We start from the raw sequence: 19172 nt of genomic DNA, 5'->3' as shown, positions 1-19172 counted from the left end.
GGGGACCGTGGTGTCGGTGCCGTTGGTGAGGCTGCCGGGCACCGACCGGAGCGCGTTGTACCAGACGGTGGCCATCTTGCTGTAGCCGCCCGCGTTGGGATGCACCCCGTCGGCCAGGTCCGAGGCCGTCAACGCGCTGAACATCTCGACCAGGTGCACCCGGCGGCCGGCGTTGGCCCTGTTCTGCACGAGGGTCCGCAGCGCCGCGTTGAACGTCTGCACGTTGGAGGCGGCGAACGGCAGCGGAATGATCGTCGCCACGAACACCTCGGCGTTGGGCGCCGTGCTGGTGATGCGGTCGATCAGCGTGGCGAGCCGCGTCGGCGCGTTGGCCGGGTTCTGGATCATGTCGTTGGTGCCGATGTGCAGCAGCACCGTACGCGGGGTCGTCGCCTGCAGCCAGTTCACGATGTTGGCGTCGATCTGGTCGATCCGCCAGCCCGAATGCCCCTGGTGGTCGTGGTCGCCCAGGCTGCCCGGCCCGTTGAACTGCGATCCGACGAAGTCGACGGTGTAGCCGCCGGCCACCAGCTTCTGCCAGAGATCGATCCGGTACCCGCCCGGGACGTTGAAACCGTCCGTGATGGAGTCGCCGAGCGGCATGATCCGTACGCCGCCGTTGGATTCGGCGCCGGCCGTCCCGGTTCCGAGAATCGCCGCCGCGATCAGGGTCACCCCGGCCGTCACGCCGGCGAGCAGGCGTCTGAATGCCGCCATGGCAGACTCTTTTCTTCTCCCCGCGCCCGGCCTGCGGACATGGATGACCTTCGGAACAAGGGCGGACTCAGTCTGCGAAAGCTTTCGGAAACGCGTCAACGCGACCGTTGCGGACGCCGGCCGGCATCAGAGCGCCGACCTGCGGATACGGCACCCGGCAGGATGAAACGTTCGGCTGACCCGCCATCTGGCGGGCTCACTGGCTGTACACGAAAACCGGATCCCCGAAACCGCCGCTCCGGGTCCAGACGAGCGAGGCGCGCACCACCGTGGCCCTGCGGGAGAACGTGGCCTTCCTGCCGCCGTCGGCGACGGCCACCCGGCTCCAGCCGTCGAAGTTCTTCGTGACGTGGTGGTCCCAGCTGCGGAGATCCCCCGCGGCGACCGCCGCGATGGACTCCGTCGGGGGTTCGCCGTCCGAGCAGTAGCGGCCGAAGTCGGCGATCGCGGTGACCGTGTCGCCGCTGACCTGGAGTTTGATCGACTGGCAGGCGTCGGTCCTGGTGCGGTAGATGAACCGCGGCTCCGTCCACTCGCCGGTCTTCGGGTCGTAGTGCTGCTCGAAGAGCCCTTGGCTGGGCCAGTAGCCCATCCCCACGCGCCGGCCGTCCCCGAGTTCCACCGTCGCCTCGAACTCCCAGGACCTGGACGGCGACGCGGTCACGGAGATCTCCGGGGCCGCCGGGGTGGGGGACGTGGCCACGACCGGCCGTTCCTGGCCGCATGCCGCCGTGATCACGAGCAGGGCCGACCAGGTCAGCCTCCGTAACCCCGCTGCGCGCATGGCCCCCAGGCTAGCCTCTCCCCGGCCTGTGGTCGGCAGGGAAGGACGCTTGACCTCCGACCGGTGATCCTTGGCCATTCATGGGCCCGGCTGGCACGCCCTATGCCTGGTGATTACATCACGTAATTAGACTGTTCCTATATGTGGCTATATGGCATTTAGGCCCGAAATAATCGCGGGGGAAATGTGATGTGCCAGAGAGCGTCCGTCCGATGCCGGCCCGGATACCGTGACCGTTAACGATCTCCCGCTCGTGGATCCGGAGCGATCTCTGGGCCACTGCCCGGCCAGCGGCCGGGCGGGCACGCTCGCCCTCGACAAGGCGTGGCGGCAGGTCCAGGAGCGTGTGGCGGCCGAGTCCCTGATGGACCTGGCCGTGCACGGGCGGGGAGACCGCCCCTTTCCCGTACGGCCCGCCCTGGCCGTCCTCCACCATGCCGCCGAACCCGTACTCCGCCGCCGGGTCCAGGACCTGGTCGAATGCCTGAACCAGCTGGTCCGGCGATATCCCGCCGACCAGGAACTCCAGGATTTCCTGGCCGTGCCGCCGCTGCTGCACCACTGGATCATGCAGGAGCCCGAGCCGGAACGGCTGCGCGTGAACTACTGCCGCATGGACCTGCTGGGCGGCACCCTCGGCACGGTCCGGGTCCTGGAGTTCAACCCGAGCAGCCCGGGCGGCGTGATCTCCTCGGGGATGGTCAACCGGTTCTGGCGCGAGTCCAGGCTGGGCTCGACGCTCGCGGAATGGGCGCCGCACCCGGCTCCGTTCGAGAGCGAGGACTGGTTCGCCCGCTGGCTGCTCCGCTTCGGCCGTGAGCACGCGGCCCTGCGCGACCGGCAGCGCATCGCCCTCTTCCACGCCCACGACAGCACCAAGTTCGAGCTCGACCAGGTGCACCGGCAGCTGGCCAGGTGCGGGCGCGACGTCGTGGAGATCGAGCCGCTCGACGTCGGCACCGTCGAGGACGTCCGGCTCGGCTACCTCAAATACATCCCCCTGGAACCCGGCGAGGTACGGCGCTGGGATCGCTTCTGCGCCCGCCTGGTCGAAGGAACCCTGGTGGTGCCCAATCCTCTCGCGCAGCGGTGGGTCGCGGAGAACAAGCTCTGCCTCGCCGCCCTGTCCGATCCCCGTTTTCGCCGGATCTTCGGCGAGATGGACGTGGACTGCCTGGACACGCTGGTGCCGTACAGCCGGAAGCTCGGGGACGGGGTCGAGGCGGACGAGGTCGCGGAGAGGCGGGCGGAGCTGGTGATGAAGGCTCCTTACAGCTTCCACGGCAGGGATGTGCTGATCGGCACCGAGTTCGACGCGCGGGCCTGGTCGCGGGAGGCGCACGATCCCCGGCATCGGGGGTGGCTGGTCCAGGAGCGGGTGGAGGCGGCGTCGGTGCACACCCAGGACGGCGAGTACCTGCACGATCTCGTCGTTCCCGTGCTGGAGGGGAAGGTGATCGGCTACTCGTCCCGCATGAACGACGGCCTGCTGCTCAACGGCGCCCAGGGCGGCGGCGCGTACTGCATCTTCAGCCCGCACCCCATCGACAACGGCTAATCGTCGAGGGTGCCGTAGGTGGAGGCCCGGAACAGGAAGGAGGCCCAGGAGCGGTAGGGCCGCCACGACTCGGCCAGCTTCCGGTAGGCGGTCGGGGACGCGTCCTCCGGCAGGCCGTACGCCTCCCGCAGGATCGAGAACAGGCGCGGCTCGTCGCCGGGGAACGCGTCCGGCGCGCCCGCGCCGCGGATCAGGATCAACCCCGCGGAGAACGGCCCCACCCCGGCCAGCCCCCGAAGTTCGGCCAGGGCCTTCTCCGGCTCGACCGAACGCAGGTGCTCGGCGGTGAGCACCCCGTCCAGCGCCGCCCTGGCCAGCCCGCGCAGCCACTCCTCCTTCTGCACGGGCAGGCCCAGCCCGCCCGCCTCCAGCAGCGACACCGGCGGCGGGAAAACCGGATACTCCCGCCCGTCCACGGTGACCTTCGCGCCGTACCGCTCCGCGATGCGCTGTTTGATCTTGGACGCGATGAGCATCGACGAGCGCTGCACGATCACCGCCCAGCAGGCCGCCTCCCACGGACTCCAGAAGCACACCGGCCGCAGCCCGGGACTACGGCCCTGCAACTCCCCGAGCACCGGATCCACGTCCCCGAGCTTCCCGAACCCCGTCCCATCCACGTCCAGGGACAGAATGCGCGCCACCTCGCCCCGGATCGCCGGCCCCGCGGCCCGCGTCGTGGCCACGGCCACCCCGCCGGGCGCGCCCGTCACGCTCACCCCGATCGGCAGCCAGTCGGCCTCCGCACAGTACGCGAACCGCAGCGCCCGCCCATCCGTAGGCAGCGCGCTCGTGGCCGGCCAGTCCTCGACGAATCGCAACGCGGCATCGAACTCGAACGGGCCCTCGGCGGTCAGCGTGAATCCGTGCGTGGTCATGCGCGTATGTTAGGGGCTCGCGGTTCTCGACCTGGAGGTCACAGCTTCAGGAGCGACCGTACGCTCTGCCAGCAGGCGGTTCCGGCGGCGTTGAGCAGCCCGGGCCGCCCTTCGGCCGGCCGGTACGGCGTGCGGTCGGGATGCAGGGCGACTCCCCCGGCCTCGGTGAGCAGGAGCACGCCCGGTGCGTGGTCCCACGGGAGCAGGCGCTGGAACAGCACGAAGTCGAGTTCCCCTTCGACCAGGCGGGGATAGTCCACGCCCGCGCATCTCGCGCCGGGCCCCACCGCGGCGAACCGCGACTCCACGGCTTCGACGTGTGCCCGGGCGTCAGGTGTCAGAAACCGGGTGAGGACGACGCCGCGCAGGCCGGCCGGGTCGTCCGAGGCCGGCTCCCGCCGCAGCCGTACGCCGTCACGCCAGGCGCCCGCCCCGTGTTCGGCGACATAGACGCGGTCGTCGTCAGGGCGGAGAATCCAGGAGGCCACCGTGCGTCCATGACGGACGAGAGCCGCCATGACGGCATAGTCGGTGCTTCCCGCGACGAAGTTCGCGGTTCCGTCCAGCGGATCGACCAGCCACACGGTAGGCGCCTCCGCGAGCACGTCGACGAGCCGCGGATCGGCCGCCACCGCTTCCTCCCCGACCACGGGCGCGTCGATCACCCCACGCAGCCGCCGCGTGATCAGCTCCTCCGCCTCACGATCGACGACCGTCACCACCTCGCCCGGCGCCTTCTCCATCACCTCACCCGCCGCCAGCGCCCTGAACCGGGGCACGATCACCGTCTGAGCGGCCTCACGGAGGATTTCGGTCACGTCGTCAATCTGCACGCGTCCCAATGTATGAGGCCCGGAATGCGGGCTTTCCGCAGGTCACCCGGAGACACGCGCGGACGCGGCATCAGTGGCGTGCCGACCGTCCAGGACGAACCGGCAGCGGGTCGCGCCTAGCCGACCGGCGTCGACGGGCCCCGCGGCGCGTCGTTCTCGTGGGTGAAAGGGGGGAGCAGGCCGAGATGGCGGGCTTTTCGCAGGGCGGTGACGCGGTCGTGGACGGCGAGTTTCCGGTAGATGTTTTCTTTGTGTTTGATCACCGTGGCCTCCTTTATTCCGAGTCTGCGGCTGATCGCGTACGCGGTCAGCCCTTCGTCCAGGAGGGTCAATACCGCCATCTCGCGCGGTGTCATTTTGTATTCGGCCGGTTCCGTGAGTTTCGGAATGCTCAAAACAGCCGGCTCGGCGAGGACGGCGTCTTCGCGGGTCACGCCGGACCCGTCCCCGTCGCCAGACTATGAATGCGTTCGCAGTCTTCTCCCGACAGCCCCGTCACGACTGCAATTGTGCATCATCGAACCACTTACTCTAACCCGAACGGGAAACCACGTCTCTACGGAGTTCTTCGTATTCCTGAATCAGGTGATCTCCGGGAAGGTGTGACCGTCCTCGCGGGCCCAAAGAAGCCCGGATAAATACGGATATATCAGCAGAAAGGAACCTGCGCGTGCGGCTGAGGGGTCTTGCCACCGGATCCGGGTCCGCCGGGTGAACGCCACCGAGACGGAGCCCCGCGCGCCGGAACAGGACGAGAACGCCGGTCGCGGAGCCCTCCGGCGCGCCACCGCGCTCGCGGGTCTCGGCTCGATCGCCGACGTGGCGGCGGTCGCCCAGCTGGTCACCAGCGGCTCGCAGCAGGGAATCCTGGTGGCCGGCCTGCTGTCGGTGCTGGCCGGCCTGCTGGGACTGCTCCAGCTCATCGGCCGCCCGATCGGATTCCGCGCCATGGTGATGGTGGCGCTGATCGCCATCGGAGCGGGCGTGACCGGCGCGATGATCCCGCAGTTCCTCGACGAGCCCCAAGCCGTCGCCGCCGCGCCGTCCTCTCCTCCGGACAAGCCCGCGGCCACGACGCCGTCCCCCACGCCGAGTACGCCCACGCCGGGCGCCTCGACACCGGGCACCCCCACGCCCAGCGCCCTCGCGGAGGGCACTCCGGCGCCGGGCGAGGTTCTCCGCGAGGCGGAGGCGACCATGCGCGACCAGGACTACCTCGACGTCGAATCCGGCAAGATCGGCGTGGTCGATCCCGCCACCAGCGACCTCTGGTACGTCAGCCCCTACCGCTCCCTCTGGACCGCGGGCGGCGGCGAATACCCGATCACCACCGTCGACGGACGCCCCGGCCCCGCCGGATGCGCGGACGCGGTGGCCACCCGCGACTACGACCTGGTCGAGGTCGGCAAGATGAGGGCGGGCGACTGGGCCTGCGCGCGGACCGCCGAAGGCAACCTCGTGGGCGTGCGGATCCTGGCCGTCCCCGCGGGCGACGCGCCCCTCAAGATCTCGTACGTCGTCTGGAGTGGATGACGATGCCGTACCGGCTCAAGCGGAGGCTGGCCGTCCTGGTGGCCATGGCGTCGATCATCGGCCTGACCACCGCGATGGACTACCCCACGCCGCTCCCCGACTTCGCCCATCCCCACACCCCGCATGCGCCGTGGTACCAGCCGGTCAACGCGGCCACCAGCCGGCCGATACTGATCATCCGCGGCGGTTTCACCGATCTGCCCTGGCCGGCGGTGAAGGACGACGCCTGGCTGGGGCGGCGGTTCTTCGGGCCGTACCCGAGTGTGCGCGACTACTTCGTGCGCAGTTCGTTCGGCCGGGTGGACTTCAGCCGGGCGCGCGAGAGCTCCGGAACCCCGGACGACGGCGTCGTCTTCGTCGACTACGGCATCACGCTGGCGCAGTGGGACGCCCTCACCGACGAGCAGAAGATGCGCCACGGCGTGAACGTGGCGGACCCGCTGGTGGACTACTCGGTCTTCGACCGGAACGGCGACCACGTGCTCGCCGACGACGAGGTGGTGATCGCGGTCCTGCAGTCGGTGCCGTACGACACCGGCGACACCATCGACGGCCCCGGGGCGTCCCGCGCGGTGGACCCCGGCCCTCTGCTGGACGGGATGGAACTGACCGGACGGACCACGATCTGGGCGCACAGCGCCGTCAACCAGATCACCCTCGACCACGAGATGCTGCACACCGCGTTCGGGCTCGCCCGGGACTTCCACGGCTATCCGATCAACGGCTTCGACCTCGCGGGCGGCACCATCTCCCCCTACGAGTGGTACGTCGAGCTCGGCTCCTGGCACAAGATGCACCTCGGCTGGGCGAACCCGACGATCGTCACGCGGGACGGCTACTACCAGGTCCCCACCTGGCACACCAGCGGACAGTCCTTCCTCCTGTACGACCCGGGCCGGGGCACGGACGACTACCTGATGGTCGAGAACCGCCGCCGTGTCCCGGGGACGTACGACGCCGACGTGTCGGACAACGGCCTGATCATCTGGCGTGTCGACGAGACGCAGTACTACAACCCCTCGCCCAGTTCGTACCCCATCCGGTTGATGGGGCCGTGCCCGGACTACTCGTGCACGTACGACGCGTGGGACGCCGCCGACCAGAACACGCCGCAGCGGGACATGACCGGGCCCTGGCGCGACGGCACGCCCAGCGGCGTCGCGGTCCGCCTGGCGTACGAGGCGGGCGAGAGCACCATGGCCTACTTCGACGTGCCCGGCCCCGGCGCGGCGGTGGACTGCTTCGACAGGAATTCGGCGGGTTACCGCCGGGAGGCGCAGGTCATCGCCGGTCAGACGGTCTCCGTACGGCTGCCGGTGCAGAACACGAGCGAGGAGGCCGGTTCGGTGGGCCTGGGGCTGGCGGGCCCGCTGGAGCCCGGCTGGACGTGGAGCGGGGAGACAGCCGAACTGGGCGCCAAGGAGGTCACCGCCGGCAGGCTGCTGATCACTCCCCCGGCCGACGCCACCCCGGCCGCCTACCGCCTGTGGGCCGAGGCGACCTGGCTCCCCGGCCCGCAGCACGGCTCCCGCTGCGACATCACCGTACGGGTGATCGCTCCCCCCTCCGCGACCTGGGGATACGCCTCCACACGCGCCGCCCAGTACCAGGCGCCCGTCGGCGAGGAGGTCGTGCTCCACCCGTCCTGGCAGTGGGGAACCTGGAAGCGGGACGGCGACCCGAACCTGGCGGCCAGGAACACCACCATGATCCGTACGGGCACGGGCCGGTACCGGGTGACCATGCCCGCGATGGGCTCACTGCCGGGCGTCGCCCACGCGGGGGCCGGCGTCTCCTGGGGTTACGTCGACGCCGCGTCGTGCCAGCTGGCCTCCGTCGTACGGGAGAACCCCGACAAGATCCTGGACGTGGCCTGCTTCGACGGCGAGGGAACCCCGAAGAACCTGCCGTTCGCCGTGTGGGCGAGCGGCCACAGCGCGGGAGCCGAGCCGCAACTCCAGGCCCGGTACAGCGCCGTCGGCGGTTTCGGCGACGCGGTCCCGCTGGTGAACGAGGAGACCTTCACCTCCACGTCGGGACCGGTGGAGGTCCGCCGGCTCGGGGACGGCCGCTACGAGGTCACGGCCGCGGGCACGGCGTTCGACGCGTCCGGATTCGTACGCGTCACGCCGCTCAACGACTCCCCCGCCGTCTGCCGCCCAGCCTCCGTCGAGGACACCGGCACGGCCCTGCGCATCGGCGTGGAGTGCATGGGCCCGAACTGGACGCCGAAGAACACGCCCTGGACGCTGACCTACACCCAGGGGGCCGGCGCGCACCACGATCCCTCCGTGCCCGCCGCGTACGCGACCACGACCGGCGATCCCGCGAATCCCACCATCGACACCGGCCGTTCGTGGAGTTCCACCGGCGAGGTGCCGACCATCGCCAGGACGGCGCCCGGCGTCTACGACGTCAACTACCAGGACATCGGGAACCCGTACACCTATCCGGCGGATCTGGTGGACGTCACCGCCGTCGGCACGGCCGCCCGGTCCTGCCGGGTCCTGTCCTGGAACTCCTACAGCCTGCCCCGGAAGCTCCGCGTGATCGTCCAGTGCTACGACGCCGCGCACCGCCTGGCGGACGCGCACTTCTCCCTCGCGTACCTGCGGGCGCCTACCCGGACGTGACCGAGATGAGCCCGTGGGTGCCGTCCGTACGCCACCGCGGGCCGCCCGCGTCCAGGCCGGCCTCGGTGGCGGCGTCGAGGCCGGTGACGACGTCGGACTTGAGCGTGCGCAGCGCGGCCACCGGGCACGGGAAGTAGGCCGTGACGGCGGTGAAGTCCGTGGTCGCGGGCCAGGCGCGGTCGCCGACGAGCCGCCGGTAGTTCAGGTCGCCTTTGAGGATGGCCAGCGTGGCGGTCCGCAGGCGCGCGGCGAGGTCGCCGGGCATGCGGTGGTAGGACCAGGGCGCGCAGGCGAAGTCGTGGACGCCGATGGTGACGCGGCCCGCCGTGGCCGCCTCGCGGAGGCGCGCCGAGATCCGCGCCGCGGCTCCCGGCGTCTGCCCGAGACGGCGCAGGCACGCGACATAGTCGGTGGCCGTCGCGTCGGAGACGTAGTACGGGTGCGGCTTGAGATGCAGGCTCACCGACGCGGCCAGCCCATGGCCGAGAAGATGGTCGATGAGCACCAGATCGGCGACGAGCTCCCGCCCGGCGTTGTCGGCCACGACGGCCACCTGCGCGTCCGGTCCGAGGCGCCGCCACAGCTGGTCGCTCTGGTCGGCGACGAGCCCCTCGGTCTCCAGCTGGGCGTGCCCGGGTGCGAGTCCGATGCGAAAGCCGAGGTCGGCGCGGTTGCCCCACAGCGCCGCCAGCAGCTTGGCCTGCCCCTTCTCGCCGTCCGGAAGCTCCTCCAGATCGTCCAATGCCCGCAGGTCGGCTTCGAGGGCGGGGTCGGCCAGTTCAGCGGACTTCAACGGCTCGAAGGGATCGACGCCGCGCCAGGGTCCGGGCGCGAAATACCCCGTGGCCTCCAGAACACGCCGGTAGAAGTACGACTCCGACCAGAGGAACGAAGCGTCGGACCACGGCCTGCCGAAATAGCCGGTCCCCCAGGAAGCCCAGACGTCATGGTCGTGCGCGGCGGCCCCCAACGGCCGCATCGGGCCCGAGGCGATCTCGTCCAGCAGCGACTCCAGGGCGTGCCGCTGCTCCGGCCCCCACGGAGTCACGTCCATCAGCTGGGCGATCAGCTTGGGCGTGCGGTCCTGCCAGACCCCCCACGCGTACCCTTCCGGGTCGTTGTTCAGCAGCTCCGGCGGCAGGGCTTCCGAGGTCGCGGGAATCATGACTGCCACCGTACCGCGTCCCGGATCCGCGGCGGAAATGACGTTTCCGCAGCGATAAAGATTTCCATTCATCCCGCGAAACGTTCCAGCCGATGAAAGTTTCTTCGGGTTTTTACCGCGAGAAGCCGGTGGAGCACCTTCCGAAGGGCTCCGGAATCTGTACAATTGCACATTTGCAAAGCCACTGCCAGGGAGAACATCGCTCCGGAGCCCGAATCGCGTACCCATCCTAGATTTTTCACCAGAGCGGCGAAACCCGATCTGGCGGCATGGCGCTTGACGGAGGAGAATAAGTAATTTTGGCTCTGAGCAGACAGGCGAAGCGCTTCGATACACGCTCCCCGAGTTCAGCGGCCTGTTCTAACTCGGTATCCCGAAAGGAGCAGGAGATGCTCTTATCACGTCGCCGCCTGGCGGTAGCGGGCGGCACCGTGGCCCTCATCTGCCTGGCCACCGCGCTCGTCACGCCCCCCGCCACCGCCGCCGCCGGCTGCCGCGTCGGCTACACGGTCACCTCCCAGTGGGGAGGCGGCTTCGGCGCCGACATCAGCATCACCAACCTGGGCGACCCCCTCAGCTCGTGGCAGCTGCGCTGGTCGTTCACCGCCGGCCAGACGGTCACGCAGGGCTGGAACGCCGGCTACTCCCAGAGCGGCAGCACCGTCACCGCGACCAACGCCGGCTACAACGGGAGCCTGGCCACCAACGCCGGCACCGCGATCGGCTTCAACGGCACCTGGAGCGGGTCCAACCCCGTGCCCTCCTCCTTCAGCCTCAACGGCGTGACCTGCACCGGATCGGTGACCGGCACGCCGTCGGCGACCCCGACGCAGAGCCCGTCCCCGACTCCGACCACGTCGCCGCCGCCGACGCAGCCGCAGACCGGCCTGGTCGGCTGGGCCACGCAGGGCGGCGGCACCAGCGGCGGCGGCAACGCCTCCGCCACCACGGTCACCAGCGCGTCGGCGCTCACCACCGCCGCCGCGGGGACCAACGCGGCCGTGATCCGCGTGTCCGGCACGATCAACTGCACCGGCATGCTGCGCATCGGCTCCAACAAGACGATCCTCGGCAACTCCGGCGCCACCATCGCCGGCTGCGGCCTGAACGTCTCCAACGCGTCCAACGTCATCATCCGGAACCTGACCTTCCGGAACTGGGACGACGACGCCATCAACGTCCAGTACTCGACCCGGGTGTGGATCGACCACAACACCCTGTCCAACGGGTACGACGGCGCCATCGACGTCAAGCGCGCCAGCGACTACGTCACGATCTCCTGGAACCGTGTCTTCGGCCACGACAAGACGATGCTGCTCGGCCACAGCGACGACAACGCCGCCGAGGACCGCGGCAGGCTCCGGGTGACCTACCACCACAACTACTTCGACGGCACCAACCAGCGCCACCCGCGGGTCCGCTTCGGCAACCCGGTGCACGTGTACAACAACTTCTACCGGAGCGTCGGCGGCTACGGCGTGGCCTCCACCGAGGGCGCGGGCGTGCTGGTGGAGGGCAACTACTTCGAGAACACCGGCGACCCGTTCCACCTGGGTGAGGGCGACTCCGGTCCCGGCACGCTGGTGGCCCGCAACAACTTCTTCTCCGGTTCTGGCAGCGGGCAGACCGGCGGCAGCGTCGCCTCCATCCCCTACTCCTACTCGCTCGACACCGCGAGCAACGTGAAGTCCATCGTCACCAACGGCGCGGGAGCGGGCAGGATCAGCGTCTGACCCGGTTCCCCTGAGATCACACCGTCCGAGGTCCTCCCTCGGGCGGTGTGCTCGTGTCAGGGGTGCCTTGCGATGATCTCCGCCATCGTGCTGTGGAACTGCTCGCGCACGTGCGGCGGCAGCGGCGCGATGAGCCTCCCCAGCTCCGCGCTCACCTCGGCGTGGAAGGCGGCCGCCGCCGCGTGACCGCTGTCGGTCAGCGTCACCCGCAGGGCGCGCCGGTCGCCCGGCACGGATTCCCGCTGGGCGAGGCCGCGCCGTTCGGCCCGGTTCATGAGGCCGGTGAGCGCGGCCTTCTCCACGCCGAAGCAGCGGGCCAGCTCGGCCATGCCCCGGGGGCCGCCCAGCAGCACGCACAGCAGCTTGGCCTGGACGGGAGTCAGGTCGTGGCGTTCCGAGACGCGCGCGTAGATGCCCTGCACCAGGCCGGTGAGCCGGACCAGGCCGTCGGCCACGTCGGCGGGCATGCCGTCCACCCCGGCGTACGGCCCGATGGGGCACCGTCCGCCCGCCGCCATCGTGGCCGCGATCCCTTGCGCTGTCTCGTCCACGGCACTACGGTACAGGGCGAAAGATAGTTAATGCCGCGTACAGTACGTCTCATTAACTGTCGCGGACTCCGCCGAGAGGCCACAGGAGATCGCATGAGCTTCGACACACCCGCCGGCACCCGCGGCACCCGCCAGCCGACCGGCCGCTTCTTCCGCTGGATCAACCAGTTGATGACCCGCCGGATCCGCCGCAGGGGCGGCCAGGTCATGGGCTTCAACGCCCTGATCCTGACCACCGTCGGCCGCAAGACCGGCGCCGAGCGCACCAACCCGGTCGGCTGGTTCCCCGCCGACGACGGCAGCCGCCTGATCGTCGCCTCCGCGGCCGGCGCCGCCGGAAACCCGGCGTGGTACTACAACATCGCCGCCAACCCCGGCAAAGTCCGAATCGAAGTAGACGGCCACACCATCCACGTCACCGCCGAACAACTCCACGGCGCCGACCGCACCCTCGCCTGGAAACAGATCACCACCGCCTCCCCCAGATTCGCCGCCTACCAAGACAAGACCGACAGAGAACTCCCCATCATCCGCCTCCTCCCCCGGCCCAGCCAGGACGGCGTCTAGGGACGATCTGTTCCGGCATCACTCCTTCAGCGACCAGAGCGATCACGGCCATCGCTGGGTCGACCTCAAGCGGTTCACGCTGCATGATCCGCACGCTGACGACGTCCAGCTCATCGGCGCGCTGATCGGACACGATCAATTCCGAGACGATTACGCCGGCGGCGGCATCGATCACCTGGGCACTCGGCACGGCCCCTACTGGCTGGGCACCATCACTACCGGCACCTACGAACCAGTGACGAAAACCGACGCGATCGACGCGCTGAGAACATGGGCCGGCCAGTACGGGGATCTGCCTGCCCAGCTGAATGACGACTTGGAGCGCAAGATCTATGTGCCCATCCGGGGCGCCACCAGCCGATATCGCCTCAGGGAACTCGGCCGGTCCGCCTTCCACGACTGGGGCGGCGTCCACACCGAGTTCCACGAACTCCTCATCGTGGACAGGATCAGCCGAAGCCTCACCCTGATCGTCGCTGCCGACGACTGACAGCGCCAATCGGCTGGTCACAGCGTTCACCTCGCTTGGTCTGCGGCCGCCTCGGCCGCCTCTGACCAGGCGTGCTGGACCGCCAGGGGGCGCTGGTGCCCGCAGTGCGCTTCGGTACCTGATTCGTCGTAGACGCTGGCCTCGTGGACGACGTTCACGTAGATGCTGACGCCCTGATCGTGGACGACGACATCGAAAGGCACGTCATCGACGGGCACCTCACCAGAAGGCGGCGGCCCCGAATGGCCGGCGACGACCGTGAACGTCTGCCCAGGCTTCATCCAGTGGTCGGTGCCCCACGGCTCGATCCAGATTCCGAGCATCGCGCCGGTGTCGTTGTTCAACCTGATCTTCGCCATGGCCGCACATTAGCGATCTGGCCAATACGCCATGGCACCGGCCAGGATCGAATCCGCTGAAGCGAACAGCAGCGAACCGGCAACGTGACCGGTTTCCACTCGGACGCGATTGGTCACCAAAGGCGAAACAGTCCCTAGCCCGGCCTCAGCGGCCCGCTTTCTGGAGCGCTTCGGCGCGGAAGCCGCGGAAGGTTCTGGCCGGGTCGTCGAACATGGTCCAGGGCCATTCGGTGGCGATGTCGCCGAACATCTGGAAGAGGTCGGCGGCGGCCGCGTACTCCTCGGCCATGCAGAAGACCATCGCGAAGACGTTCGGGGCGACCGGCCAGCCGGGGCGGCGGCGGTAGGAGGGGTGGCGGACGGACTGGTCGGCGGCGGTGTGGAGTTCGGCCACGATGCCGGGGCGGGCGAGGTAGTTGCCGGGATCGTCGCGGTGGTTGAGGCAGTACTCCAGGTGGGCGGTCGCGACCAGGGTGCCGATGGGGCTGCCCGCGGGGGCCTGGGCGGCCGCCTCCCGGGCGAAGGTGAACATCTCCTCGTCGCTGCCGGACCACTTGGCGCAGAGCGCCTGCAACATCTGGTTGTACGCCTCCTCGTGGAAGGGGTGGATCCGGAGCACGTTGTCGAACCGGCGCCAGATCTCCTCGTGGCCGACCCCGCGACCCCGCGCCGAGGTGACCAGGGATGACCACGCCACCACCTCGTCGGGGTCCCGCTCGACCACCTCGTCCAGGCAGTCCTCGGCCATCTTGAGGCGTTCCGCGAAGCCCCGGAACTGGCCGGCCGAGGTCTCGGACGCGTACCGGCCGCCCCGCGCCTCCCACGCCCAGCTGACCCCGTGCACGCCCTTGACCAGCAGCGGCACGGTGGAGTCCGGCTCCGCGGCGACCCACTCGCCGATCCAGTCCTGCACGCCGTCCACCGACGCGCAGACGCGGTAGTAGAAGGTGCGCACGTCCGGATCGGTGTGGGCGGTGAGCAGGTCGCGGGCGGACCGCCAGTCCCGGGCGGCCAGCAGTTGCCGCAGCCGCCGCGCCTCCGGGTCTCCCGCGCACACGTCGATCTTCGGGGCCTTCTTGCGGCCAAACAGGATGCCCATCAATCCCCAAATCTGACAAGTGATAGATAAGGTACGAATTCCCCCCGAATGATCTTTGAGGATATTGGATGATCGGCTTCGCCCGGGCAGCGCTCTCGCTGATCCTTCTCGCCGGGTTCTTCGTGGTCGCGATCGGCCAGGTGGCCGGCGCGATCGCGCTCACCGTCCTGATCAGCGACGTCATCGCCGGCTTCGTGGCCGTCAAGCTGCTCTGGCCGCTGGTCGCGGCCAGCGCGGTCGGCACCGGGCGCGCGGTCTGGCGGGTCTTCCGCGGCAAACCCGAGCCGCCCACCGGGCTGCGCATCGCCGACCCGTGGCTCACCCAGACCGTGGAGCGGCTGGCCCGGCAGGCCGACACGCGCCCGCCGGACGAGATCTGGCTGACCCCCGAGGTCAACGCCTCCGTCACCGAGGAGAGCCGGCTGCTCGGGCTGCTCGGCGGCACCCGGCGGCTGATGCTCGGCCTGCCCGTGCTGCACGCCTTCACCGTCGCCGAACTCGAAGCCGTGATCGCGCACGAACTCGGCCACTACTCGGGCGGGGACACCCGGCTGGCCGCCATCTCGTACCGGGGCCGGCTCGCCATCGCGGCCGCGCTCCACCGCATGTCCCCGCGCAACCCCGTCTCCTGGATCTTCCGCGGGTACGGCGCGCTCTACCTGCTGGCCGACAACGCCGTCTCCCGCCGCCAGGAGCTGGCCGCCGACCGCGCCGCCGTGCTCGCGGCCGGGAAGGAGGCCACCTCGGCCGCGCTCAGCCGCCTCCCGGGCCTCTCCGTGGCCTGGGAGTTCTTCCACGACGCGTACGTGATGCTGGGCTGGCAGCACGGTTACGTGCCGCAGGACGTCTTCGGCGGCTTCGCGGCCATGGCGCACGCGCGGGCCGAGGACATCGCGGCCCTCCAGTCCGCGCTGCCGGAGGAGCGGGGCTCCCGCTGGGACACGCATCCGCCGCTGCCCGTCCGCCTCGCCGCCATCCGGGCCCTGCCGGACGTGCGGGTCCAGGCCGACCACCGGCCCGCGTACCAGTTCGTGGCCGGGCACGCCGAGCTGACCCGCGCGCTGGCCGAGCAGGTGGTGGACGCCGGGGACCGTACGCCGCTGCCGTGGCCGCAGTACACGGCCACCGCGCTGGCGGCCGGCCTCCAGGACGACGTGGACCGGGACTTCCGCGCCATCGCCCGCGCGCTCGGCGGTCCTGCCGCCGACCTGTCCACGGTCGTCGACCAGATCGCGGCCGGGCGGCTGGCGGAGATCGCGCAGCCGCTCTTCCCCACCGCCACCCGCCGGGAGTTGCCGGAGCTGTTCGCCGTCCCGCTGACGCGCATGTTCGCGCTGGCCGCCGTACGATCGGGGGTCGCCGGATACCGGCACTCCTGGTCGGGGCCGGCCGAGTTCGTCACCGGCGACGGCGCGGACCCGCGGCTGGACGAGATCGCCGAACTGGCCGTACGGCCGGGCGGTCTCGGGGAGGCGATGGCCCGGCTCACGCGCATGGGCGTACACGTCGCCGCCGGGACGCAGCGGAACGCCGCGCCCACCGCCGTCGGCGCGTCCGTCATCGGCGGCCTCGCCAACGTGAAGGTGGACGGCAAGGACCACGACGTGATCATCCTGACCGCGGGCCTGGTCCTGGTGCCCGAGCCCGGCCGGATCAACAAGGGCCGCCTGCGCATGCTGGACATGGTGAACGGCCAGCCCGCCGACAAACTCGCCCAGAGCTACCCGTTCCTCGCCTACGAGACGGTGCAGCGCGCCCGGGTGTTGCGCTCACTGCCGCTCAAGGCCGAGCTGTCCCTGTACGACGGCCGGACGGTGGAACTCCGCGAACGCCTGGAGAGCGAGGAGCTCGGCACGTCCAGCAGGGACGATCTGATCTCCATCCTGGAAAACCTCTGACCGGTTGCGTCGGCTCCGCGGCTTAGGCGAGACTCGTCGGCGTTCACGAGGATCTGCGGAGGACACGATGAACGCCGCCGGCAAGGGCAACGCGTATCTGGAGCAGGTCGTCGCGCAGCAGGCCGTGCTGGAGGACGATCTCAAGGCGTCCCGGCGGCAGGGCCCGCTGGCCAAACGCGAGCGGGCGCTCGGCGGGCCCGCGCCGGAGCGGCTGACGCCGGGGCCCGTGGACGTGCGGGTCACCGGCTTCTGGCGCTGGAAGAACGTGCTCGTGCCGCCCAACGCGTTCGTGGTGCACACCCGGCGCGGCCGGTCGCAGCCGCTGCACATCGGCCTGGGGGTGTCGTTCCGCTTCAACCCGGCCACCGACTCGTTCCTGGTGGTGCCAGGGGCCACCCAGACCATCCTGATCAACGCGTACTGCATCTGCCGGGAACTGCAGGGCGTGCTGGTGCAGGGCTACGTGCAGTGGATCATCCAGGACTTCGGGACCGCCTACCGCAAGCTGGACTTCGGCGACGCGGAGGACCCGATGCGCCTGGTCAACCTGCAGCTGCGGGAGCAGGCCGAGGCGGCCATCAAGGACAAGGTCGCCACCATGGGCGTCCGTGACGTGCTCAGCGACAAGCAGCCCATCATCGAGGAGCTGACCGCCCGGCTGCGCGGGGTCGCCGAGGGCGAGGACACCAGCGACCAGGGCCTCGGGCTGCGCATCGTCACCGTGCAGATCAAGGAGGCCGTGGTCAGCTCGTCGCAGCTGTGGGAGAACCTGCAGAAGCCGTACCGGTCGGAGCAGGGTCAGATCGCCCGGCTGGCCGAGCTGCAGGCCCAGGAGGCGATCACCCAGCGGGAGATGGCGGCCGACCGGCTCAAGGAGACCCAGCGCCTCGGGTACGAGCGGGAGCTGGCCGAACTGCGCGCCCGCAACGAGGCGTGGCAGTTCGACACCGAGGCGGCCGAGCGGCTGCGGCGCACCCAGCGCAGGCACGACGAGACCAGGGCGGTCGCCGAGCTGGAGACCGAGACCACCCTGCACACGCTGCGGATGGAGCGCGAGCGGCACGCCGAGGAGGCCGAGACCGGCCGGCTCAGGATCGAGCGGGAGCAGGAGCTCAAACGCCTGGAGCTGGACGGCGAGCTGGGGCTGACGGCCGCGCGGGCGCGCTCCGACCACGAGCGGGCGCTGCTGGAGGTGGAGCGGACGCGGATGCGGGCCGACATCGACAACCAGCAGACCCCGGCCAGCCTGCAGGCCCAGCTGATCGGCTCGCTGCCCGAGATCATGGCGCGGCTGCCCAAACCGGCCGAACTGCGCGCGGTGTCGATCAACGGCGCCGACCGGACCACCGTGGCGGGCCTGCTGACCGAGATCGCCGGCGCCGTCGGCGCGCTCCGCGCCGCGATCGACCCGTCCGAGCGGAGCTGATGGATCGGGCGTCCGGGGGAGCGCCCCGGATGCCCGATCCGCCCGCGCAGGTGCCAGGCCAGCGCCGAACGGGCCACGCCTCCGGGTCGAGCGGACGCTCCGGCCTCCCCATGCCGCCACCCGATCAGGATGACGCCCCACACGATCGCATCGCCCGGCCCCCGGGCCACACCCAAAGTGTGCGACATTTGTGGATCAAGTAGGGCCGGGATCGTGCTGCATCCTGAGCGGAACCCTAGCGGCAGAAGCTCTCAGCGCATGTCGGGCCGGCTGCGCCGGGCGAGGGTGACCACGATCGCGGAGGCGGCCACCACGGCGAGGGCGATGATGCCGATCGTGATCAGCGTGCCCGAGCCGTCCTCGTCCGATGCCGCGACGGTCCTGAGCGGTTGCGTGCCGGACGCCGGGTCGGCGGGGAGGACGATCTCCTGGGCGACCACCTTGGCCTTCTTCTCCGCCTTGGCTGGTTTGGTGGCCTTCACGGTCACCTCCCACTCGCCGGTCGGCAGCGGCTCGGCGGAGTGGTAGAGGTTCTGGCCCTCGGGCGAGGACTTGAGCGGGACCGGGCCGAAGGAGCGGCCGTCGGCGGAGGTCGCGGTCAGCGTCGCCGCGAGGATCTCGGTGACGGGGTTGTCGTCCTTCTTCCAGGTGACCAGCACGTTGACGTTGTGGGCGCCGTCCCCGACCACCTCCAGCTCGATCGGTCCCTCCTGGGCGGAGGCCGCCGGCGCGCCGATCAGCAGCACGAGCCCGGCCAGCAGGGCGGTCATGGCGTATCTCAGTGCCTTGTTCACGATTGGTGATTCCCTTCGGATCCGGGGGTCGGGGTCCCCGTAGAACTGACGTCCGCGCGGCGGCGGAACGGGGTCCCCGCGGCGTGTGCCGTGGGGACCCCGGGGGTGTGCGGCGAGGTGCCGGGGCGTGCCCGGCACCTCGCGGTGACCGTTT

General features: G+C 70.2%; 19 protein-coding genes. 8 read left to right on the top strand and 11 right to left on the bottom strand.

Annotated features, from left to right (window positions below; translation table 11 throughout):
- On the bottom strand, positions 1-717 hold a 717-nt coding region (locus Aph01nite_RS37925; RefSeq protein ID WP_239162282.1), incomplete at its 3' end, for an SGNH/GDSL hydrolase family protein.
- 196 nt (positions 718-913) lie between these two features.
- Positions 914-1501, bottom strand: coding sequence for a hypothetical protein (locus Aph01nite_RS37920; RefSeq protein WP_204045910.1), 588 nt, complete (start codon positions 1499-1501; stop codon positions 914-916).
- Between the two features lie 229 nt (positions 1502-1730).
- Here Aph01nite_RS37920 and Aph01nite_RS37915 point away from each other — a divergent pair, with 229 nt between their 5' ends.
- Positions 1731-3059: a hypothetical protein gene (locus Aph01nite_RS37915; RefSeq protein ID WP_204045909.1), complete on the top strand. Its 1329-nt coding sequence runs from the start codon at positions 1731-1733 to the stop codon at positions 3057-3059.
- On the opposite strand, the gene Aph01nite_RS37910 is transcribed toward Aph01nite_RS37915, so the two are convergent.
- From Aph01nite_RS37910 to Aph01nite_RS37900, 3 genes are all read right to left on the bottom strand, one after another.
- Positions 3056-3937, bottom strand: coding sequence for a DNA-3-methyladenine glycosylase family protein (locus Aph01nite_RS37910; protein WP_204045908.1), 882 nt, complete (start codon positions 3935-3937; stop codon positions 3056-3058). The two genes, Aph01nite_RS37915 and Aph01nite_RS37910, sit on opposite strands and share 4 nt — an antisense overlap.
- Positions 3938-3975: 38 nt before the next feature.
- Positions 3976-4770: an inositol monophosphatase family protein gene (locus tag Aph01nite_RS37905; protein ID WP_204045907.1), complete on the bottom strand. Its 795-nt coding sequence runs from the start codon at positions 4768-4770 to the stop codon at positions 3976-3978.
- A gap of 116 nt (positions 4771-4886) precedes the next feature.
- Complete coding sequence (locus Aph01nite_RS37900) at positions 4887-5204, bottom strand: response regulator transcription factor (protein WP_204045906.1); 318 nt, start codon at positions 5202-5204, stop codon at positions 4887-4889.
- A 277-nt stretch (positions 5205-5481) separates the two neighbouring features.
- Between Aph01nite_RS37900 and Aph01nite_RS37895 the strand changes: the two genes are divergently transcribed.
- Positions 5482-6303, top strand: coding sequence for a hypothetical protein (locus tag Aph01nite_RS37895; RefSeq protein ID WP_204045905.1), 822 nt, complete (start codon positions 5482-5484; stop codon positions 6301-6303).
- Positions 6300-8936 (top strand): hypothetical protein, encoded by a 2637-nt coding sequence (locus Aph01nite_RS37890; RefSeq protein WP_204045904.1) that lies wholly within the window; start codon positions 6300-6302, stop codon positions 8934-8936. Before Aph01nite_RS37895 ends, Aph01nite_RS37890 begins: the two co-directional genes overlap by 4 nt.
- Here Aph01nite_RS37890 and Aph01nite_RS37885 read toward each other — a convergent pair.
- Complete coding sequence (locus Aph01nite_RS37885; RefSeq protein ID WP_204045903.1) at positions 8923-10101, bottom strand: damage-control phosphatase ARMT1 family protein; 1179 nt, start codon at positions 10099-10101, stop codon at positions 8923-8925. The genes Aph01nite_RS37890 and Aph01nite_RS37885 overlap by 14 nt on opposite strands.
- Before the next feature lie 389 nt (positions 10102-10490).
- Here Aph01nite_RS37885 and Aph01nite_RS37880 point away from each other — a divergent pair, with 389 nt between their 5' ends.
- Positions 10491-11834 (top strand): pectate lyase family protein, encoded by a 1344-nt coding sequence (locus Aph01nite_RS37880; protein ID WP_239162281.1) that lies wholly within the window; start codon positions 10491-10493, stop codon positions 11832-11834.
- 56 nt (positions 11835-11890) lie between these two features.
- On the opposite strand, the gene Aph01nite_RS37875 is transcribed toward Aph01nite_RS37880, so the two are convergent.
- Complete coding sequence (locus Aph01nite_RS37875; RefSeq protein WP_204045902.1) at positions 11891-12385, bottom strand: MarR family winged helix-turn-helix transcriptional regulator; 495 nt, start codon at positions 12383-12385, stop codon at positions 11891-11893.
- Positions 12386-12478: 93 nt separating this feature from the next.
- Here Aph01nite_RS37875 and Aph01nite_RS37870 point away from each other — a divergent pair, with 93 nt between their 5' ends.
- Positions 12479-12952, top strand: coding sequence for a nitroreductase/quinone reductase family protein (locus Aph01nite_RS37870; protein WP_204045901.1), 474 nt, complete (start codon positions 12479-12481; stop codon positions 12950-12952).
- On the opposite strand, the gene Aph01nite_RS37865 is transcribed toward Aph01nite_RS37870, so the two are convergent.
- Positions 12912-13127 (bottom strand): hypothetical protein, encoded by a 216-nt coding sequence (locus Aph01nite_RS37865; protein ID WP_204045900.1) that lies wholly within the window; start codon positions 13125-13127, stop codon positions 12912-12914. The two genes, Aph01nite_RS37870 and Aph01nite_RS37865, sit on opposite strands and share 41 nt — an antisense overlap.
- A 60-nt stretch (positions 13128-13187) precedes the next feature.
- On the opposite strand from Aph01nite_RS37865, the gene Aph01nite_RS37860 reads away from it, so the two are divergent.
- Positions 13188-13442: a hypothetical protein gene (locus tag Aph01nite_RS37860; RefSeq protein ID WP_204045899.1), complete on the top strand. Its 255-nt coding sequence runs from the start codon at positions 13188-13190 to the stop codon at positions 13440-13442.
- A gap of 26 nt (positions 13443-13468) precedes the next feature.
- Here the strand turns inward: Aph01nite_RS37860 and Aph01nite_RS37855 are convergent, their stop codons facing one another.
- On the bottom strand, positions 13469-13801 hold the full coding sequence (locus tag Aph01nite_RS37855) for a hypothetical protein (RefSeq protein ID WP_204045898.1): 333 nt from the start codon (positions 13799-13801) through the stop codon (positions 13469-13471).
- Positions 13802-13946: 145 nt separating this feature from the next.
- Positions 13947-14900, bottom strand: a complete 954-nt coding sequence (locus tag Aph01nite_RS37850) for a hypothetical protein (RefSeq protein ID WP_204045897.1) — start codon at positions 14898-14900, stop codon at positions 13947-13949.
- A 68-nt stretch (positions 14901-14968) separates the two neighbouring features.
- Between Aph01nite_RS37850 and Aph01nite_RS37845 the strand changes: the two genes are divergently transcribed.
- Together Aph01nite_RS37845 and Aph01nite_RS37840 are read left to right on the top strand one after the other, a co-directional pair.
- The gene (locus Aph01nite_RS37845) at positions 14969-16798 is read left to right on the top strand and encodes a M48 family metalloprotease (RefSeq protein WP_204045896.1); all 1830 of its coding nucleotides are present in this window, start codon (positions 14969-14971) and stop codon (positions 16796-16798) included.
- A gap of 67 nt (positions 16799-16865) precedes the next feature.
- Positions 16866-18224 carry an SPFH domain-containing protein gene (locus Aph01nite_RS37840; RefSeq protein ID WP_204045895.1) on the top strand — a complete coding sequence of 453 codons (1359 nt, stop codon included), beginning with the start codon at positions 16866-16868 and terminating at the stop codon, positions 18222-18224.
- A 251-nt stretch (positions 18225-18475) separates the two neighbouring features.
- Here Aph01nite_RS37840 and Aph01nite_RS37835 read toward each other — a convergent pair whose 3' ends face one another.
- Positions 18476-19018 carry a hypothetical protein gene (locus tag Aph01nite_RS37835; RefSeq protein ID WP_204045894.1) on the bottom strand — a complete coding sequence of 181 codons (543 nt, stop codon included), beginning with the start codon at positions 19016-19018 and terminating at the stop codon, positions 18476-18478.
- Between the last annotated feature and the right edge of the window lie 154 nt (positions 19019-19172).

The sequence above is a fragment of the Acrocarpospora phusangensis genome (assembly GCF_016862995.1).
In the GTDB taxonomy this organism is placed as follows: Bacteria; Actinomycetota; Actinomycetes; order Streptosporangiales; family Streptosporangiaceae; genus Acrocarpospora; species Acrocarpospora phusangensis.
This window is presented reverse-complemented; position numbering and strand designations above follow the sequence as displayed.

Coding starts and splice junctions, on each gene's coding strand:
- Aph01nite_RS37880 (WP_239162281.1), top strand. CDS start 10,491: ATGCTCTTATCACGTCGCCGCCTGGCGGTAGCGGGCGGCACCGTGGCC.
- Aph01nite_RS37840 (WP_204045895.1), top strand. CDS start 16,866: ATGAACGCCGCCGGCAAGGGCAACGCGTATCTGGAGCAGGTCGTCGCG.
- Aph01nite_RS37855 (WP_204045898.1), bottom strand. CDS start 13,801: ATGGCGAAGATCAGGTTGAACAACGACACCGGCGCGATGCTCGGAATC.
- Aph01nite_RS37910 (WP_204045908.1), bottom strand. CDS start 3,937: ATGACCACGCACGGATTCACGCTGACCGCCGAGGGCCCGTTCGAGTTC.
- Aph01nite_RS37885 (WP_204045903.1), bottom strand. CDS start 10,101: ATGATTCCCGCGACCTCGGAAGCCCTGCCGCCGGAGCTGCTGAACAAC.
- Aph01nite_RS37920 (WP_204045910.1), bottom strand. CDS start 1,501: ATGCGCGCAGCGGGGTTACGGAGGCTGACCTGGTCGGCCCTGCTCGTG.
- Aph01nite_RS37845 (WP_204045896.1), top strand. CDS start 14,969: ATGATCGGCTTCGCCCGGGCAGCGCTCTCGCTGATCCTTCTCGCCGGG.
- Aph01nite_RS37890 (WP_204045904.1), top strand. CDS start 6,300: ATGACGATGCCGTACCGGCTCAAGCGGAGGCTGGCCGTCCTGGTGGCC.
- Aph01nite_RS37850 (WP_204045897.1), bottom strand. CDS start 14,900: ATGGGCATCCTGTTTGGCCGCAAGAAGGCCCCGAAGATCGACGTGTGC.
- Aph01nite_RS37870 (WP_204045901.1), top strand. CDS start 12,479: ATGAGCTTCGACACACCCGCCGGCACCCGCGGCACCCGCCAGCCGACC.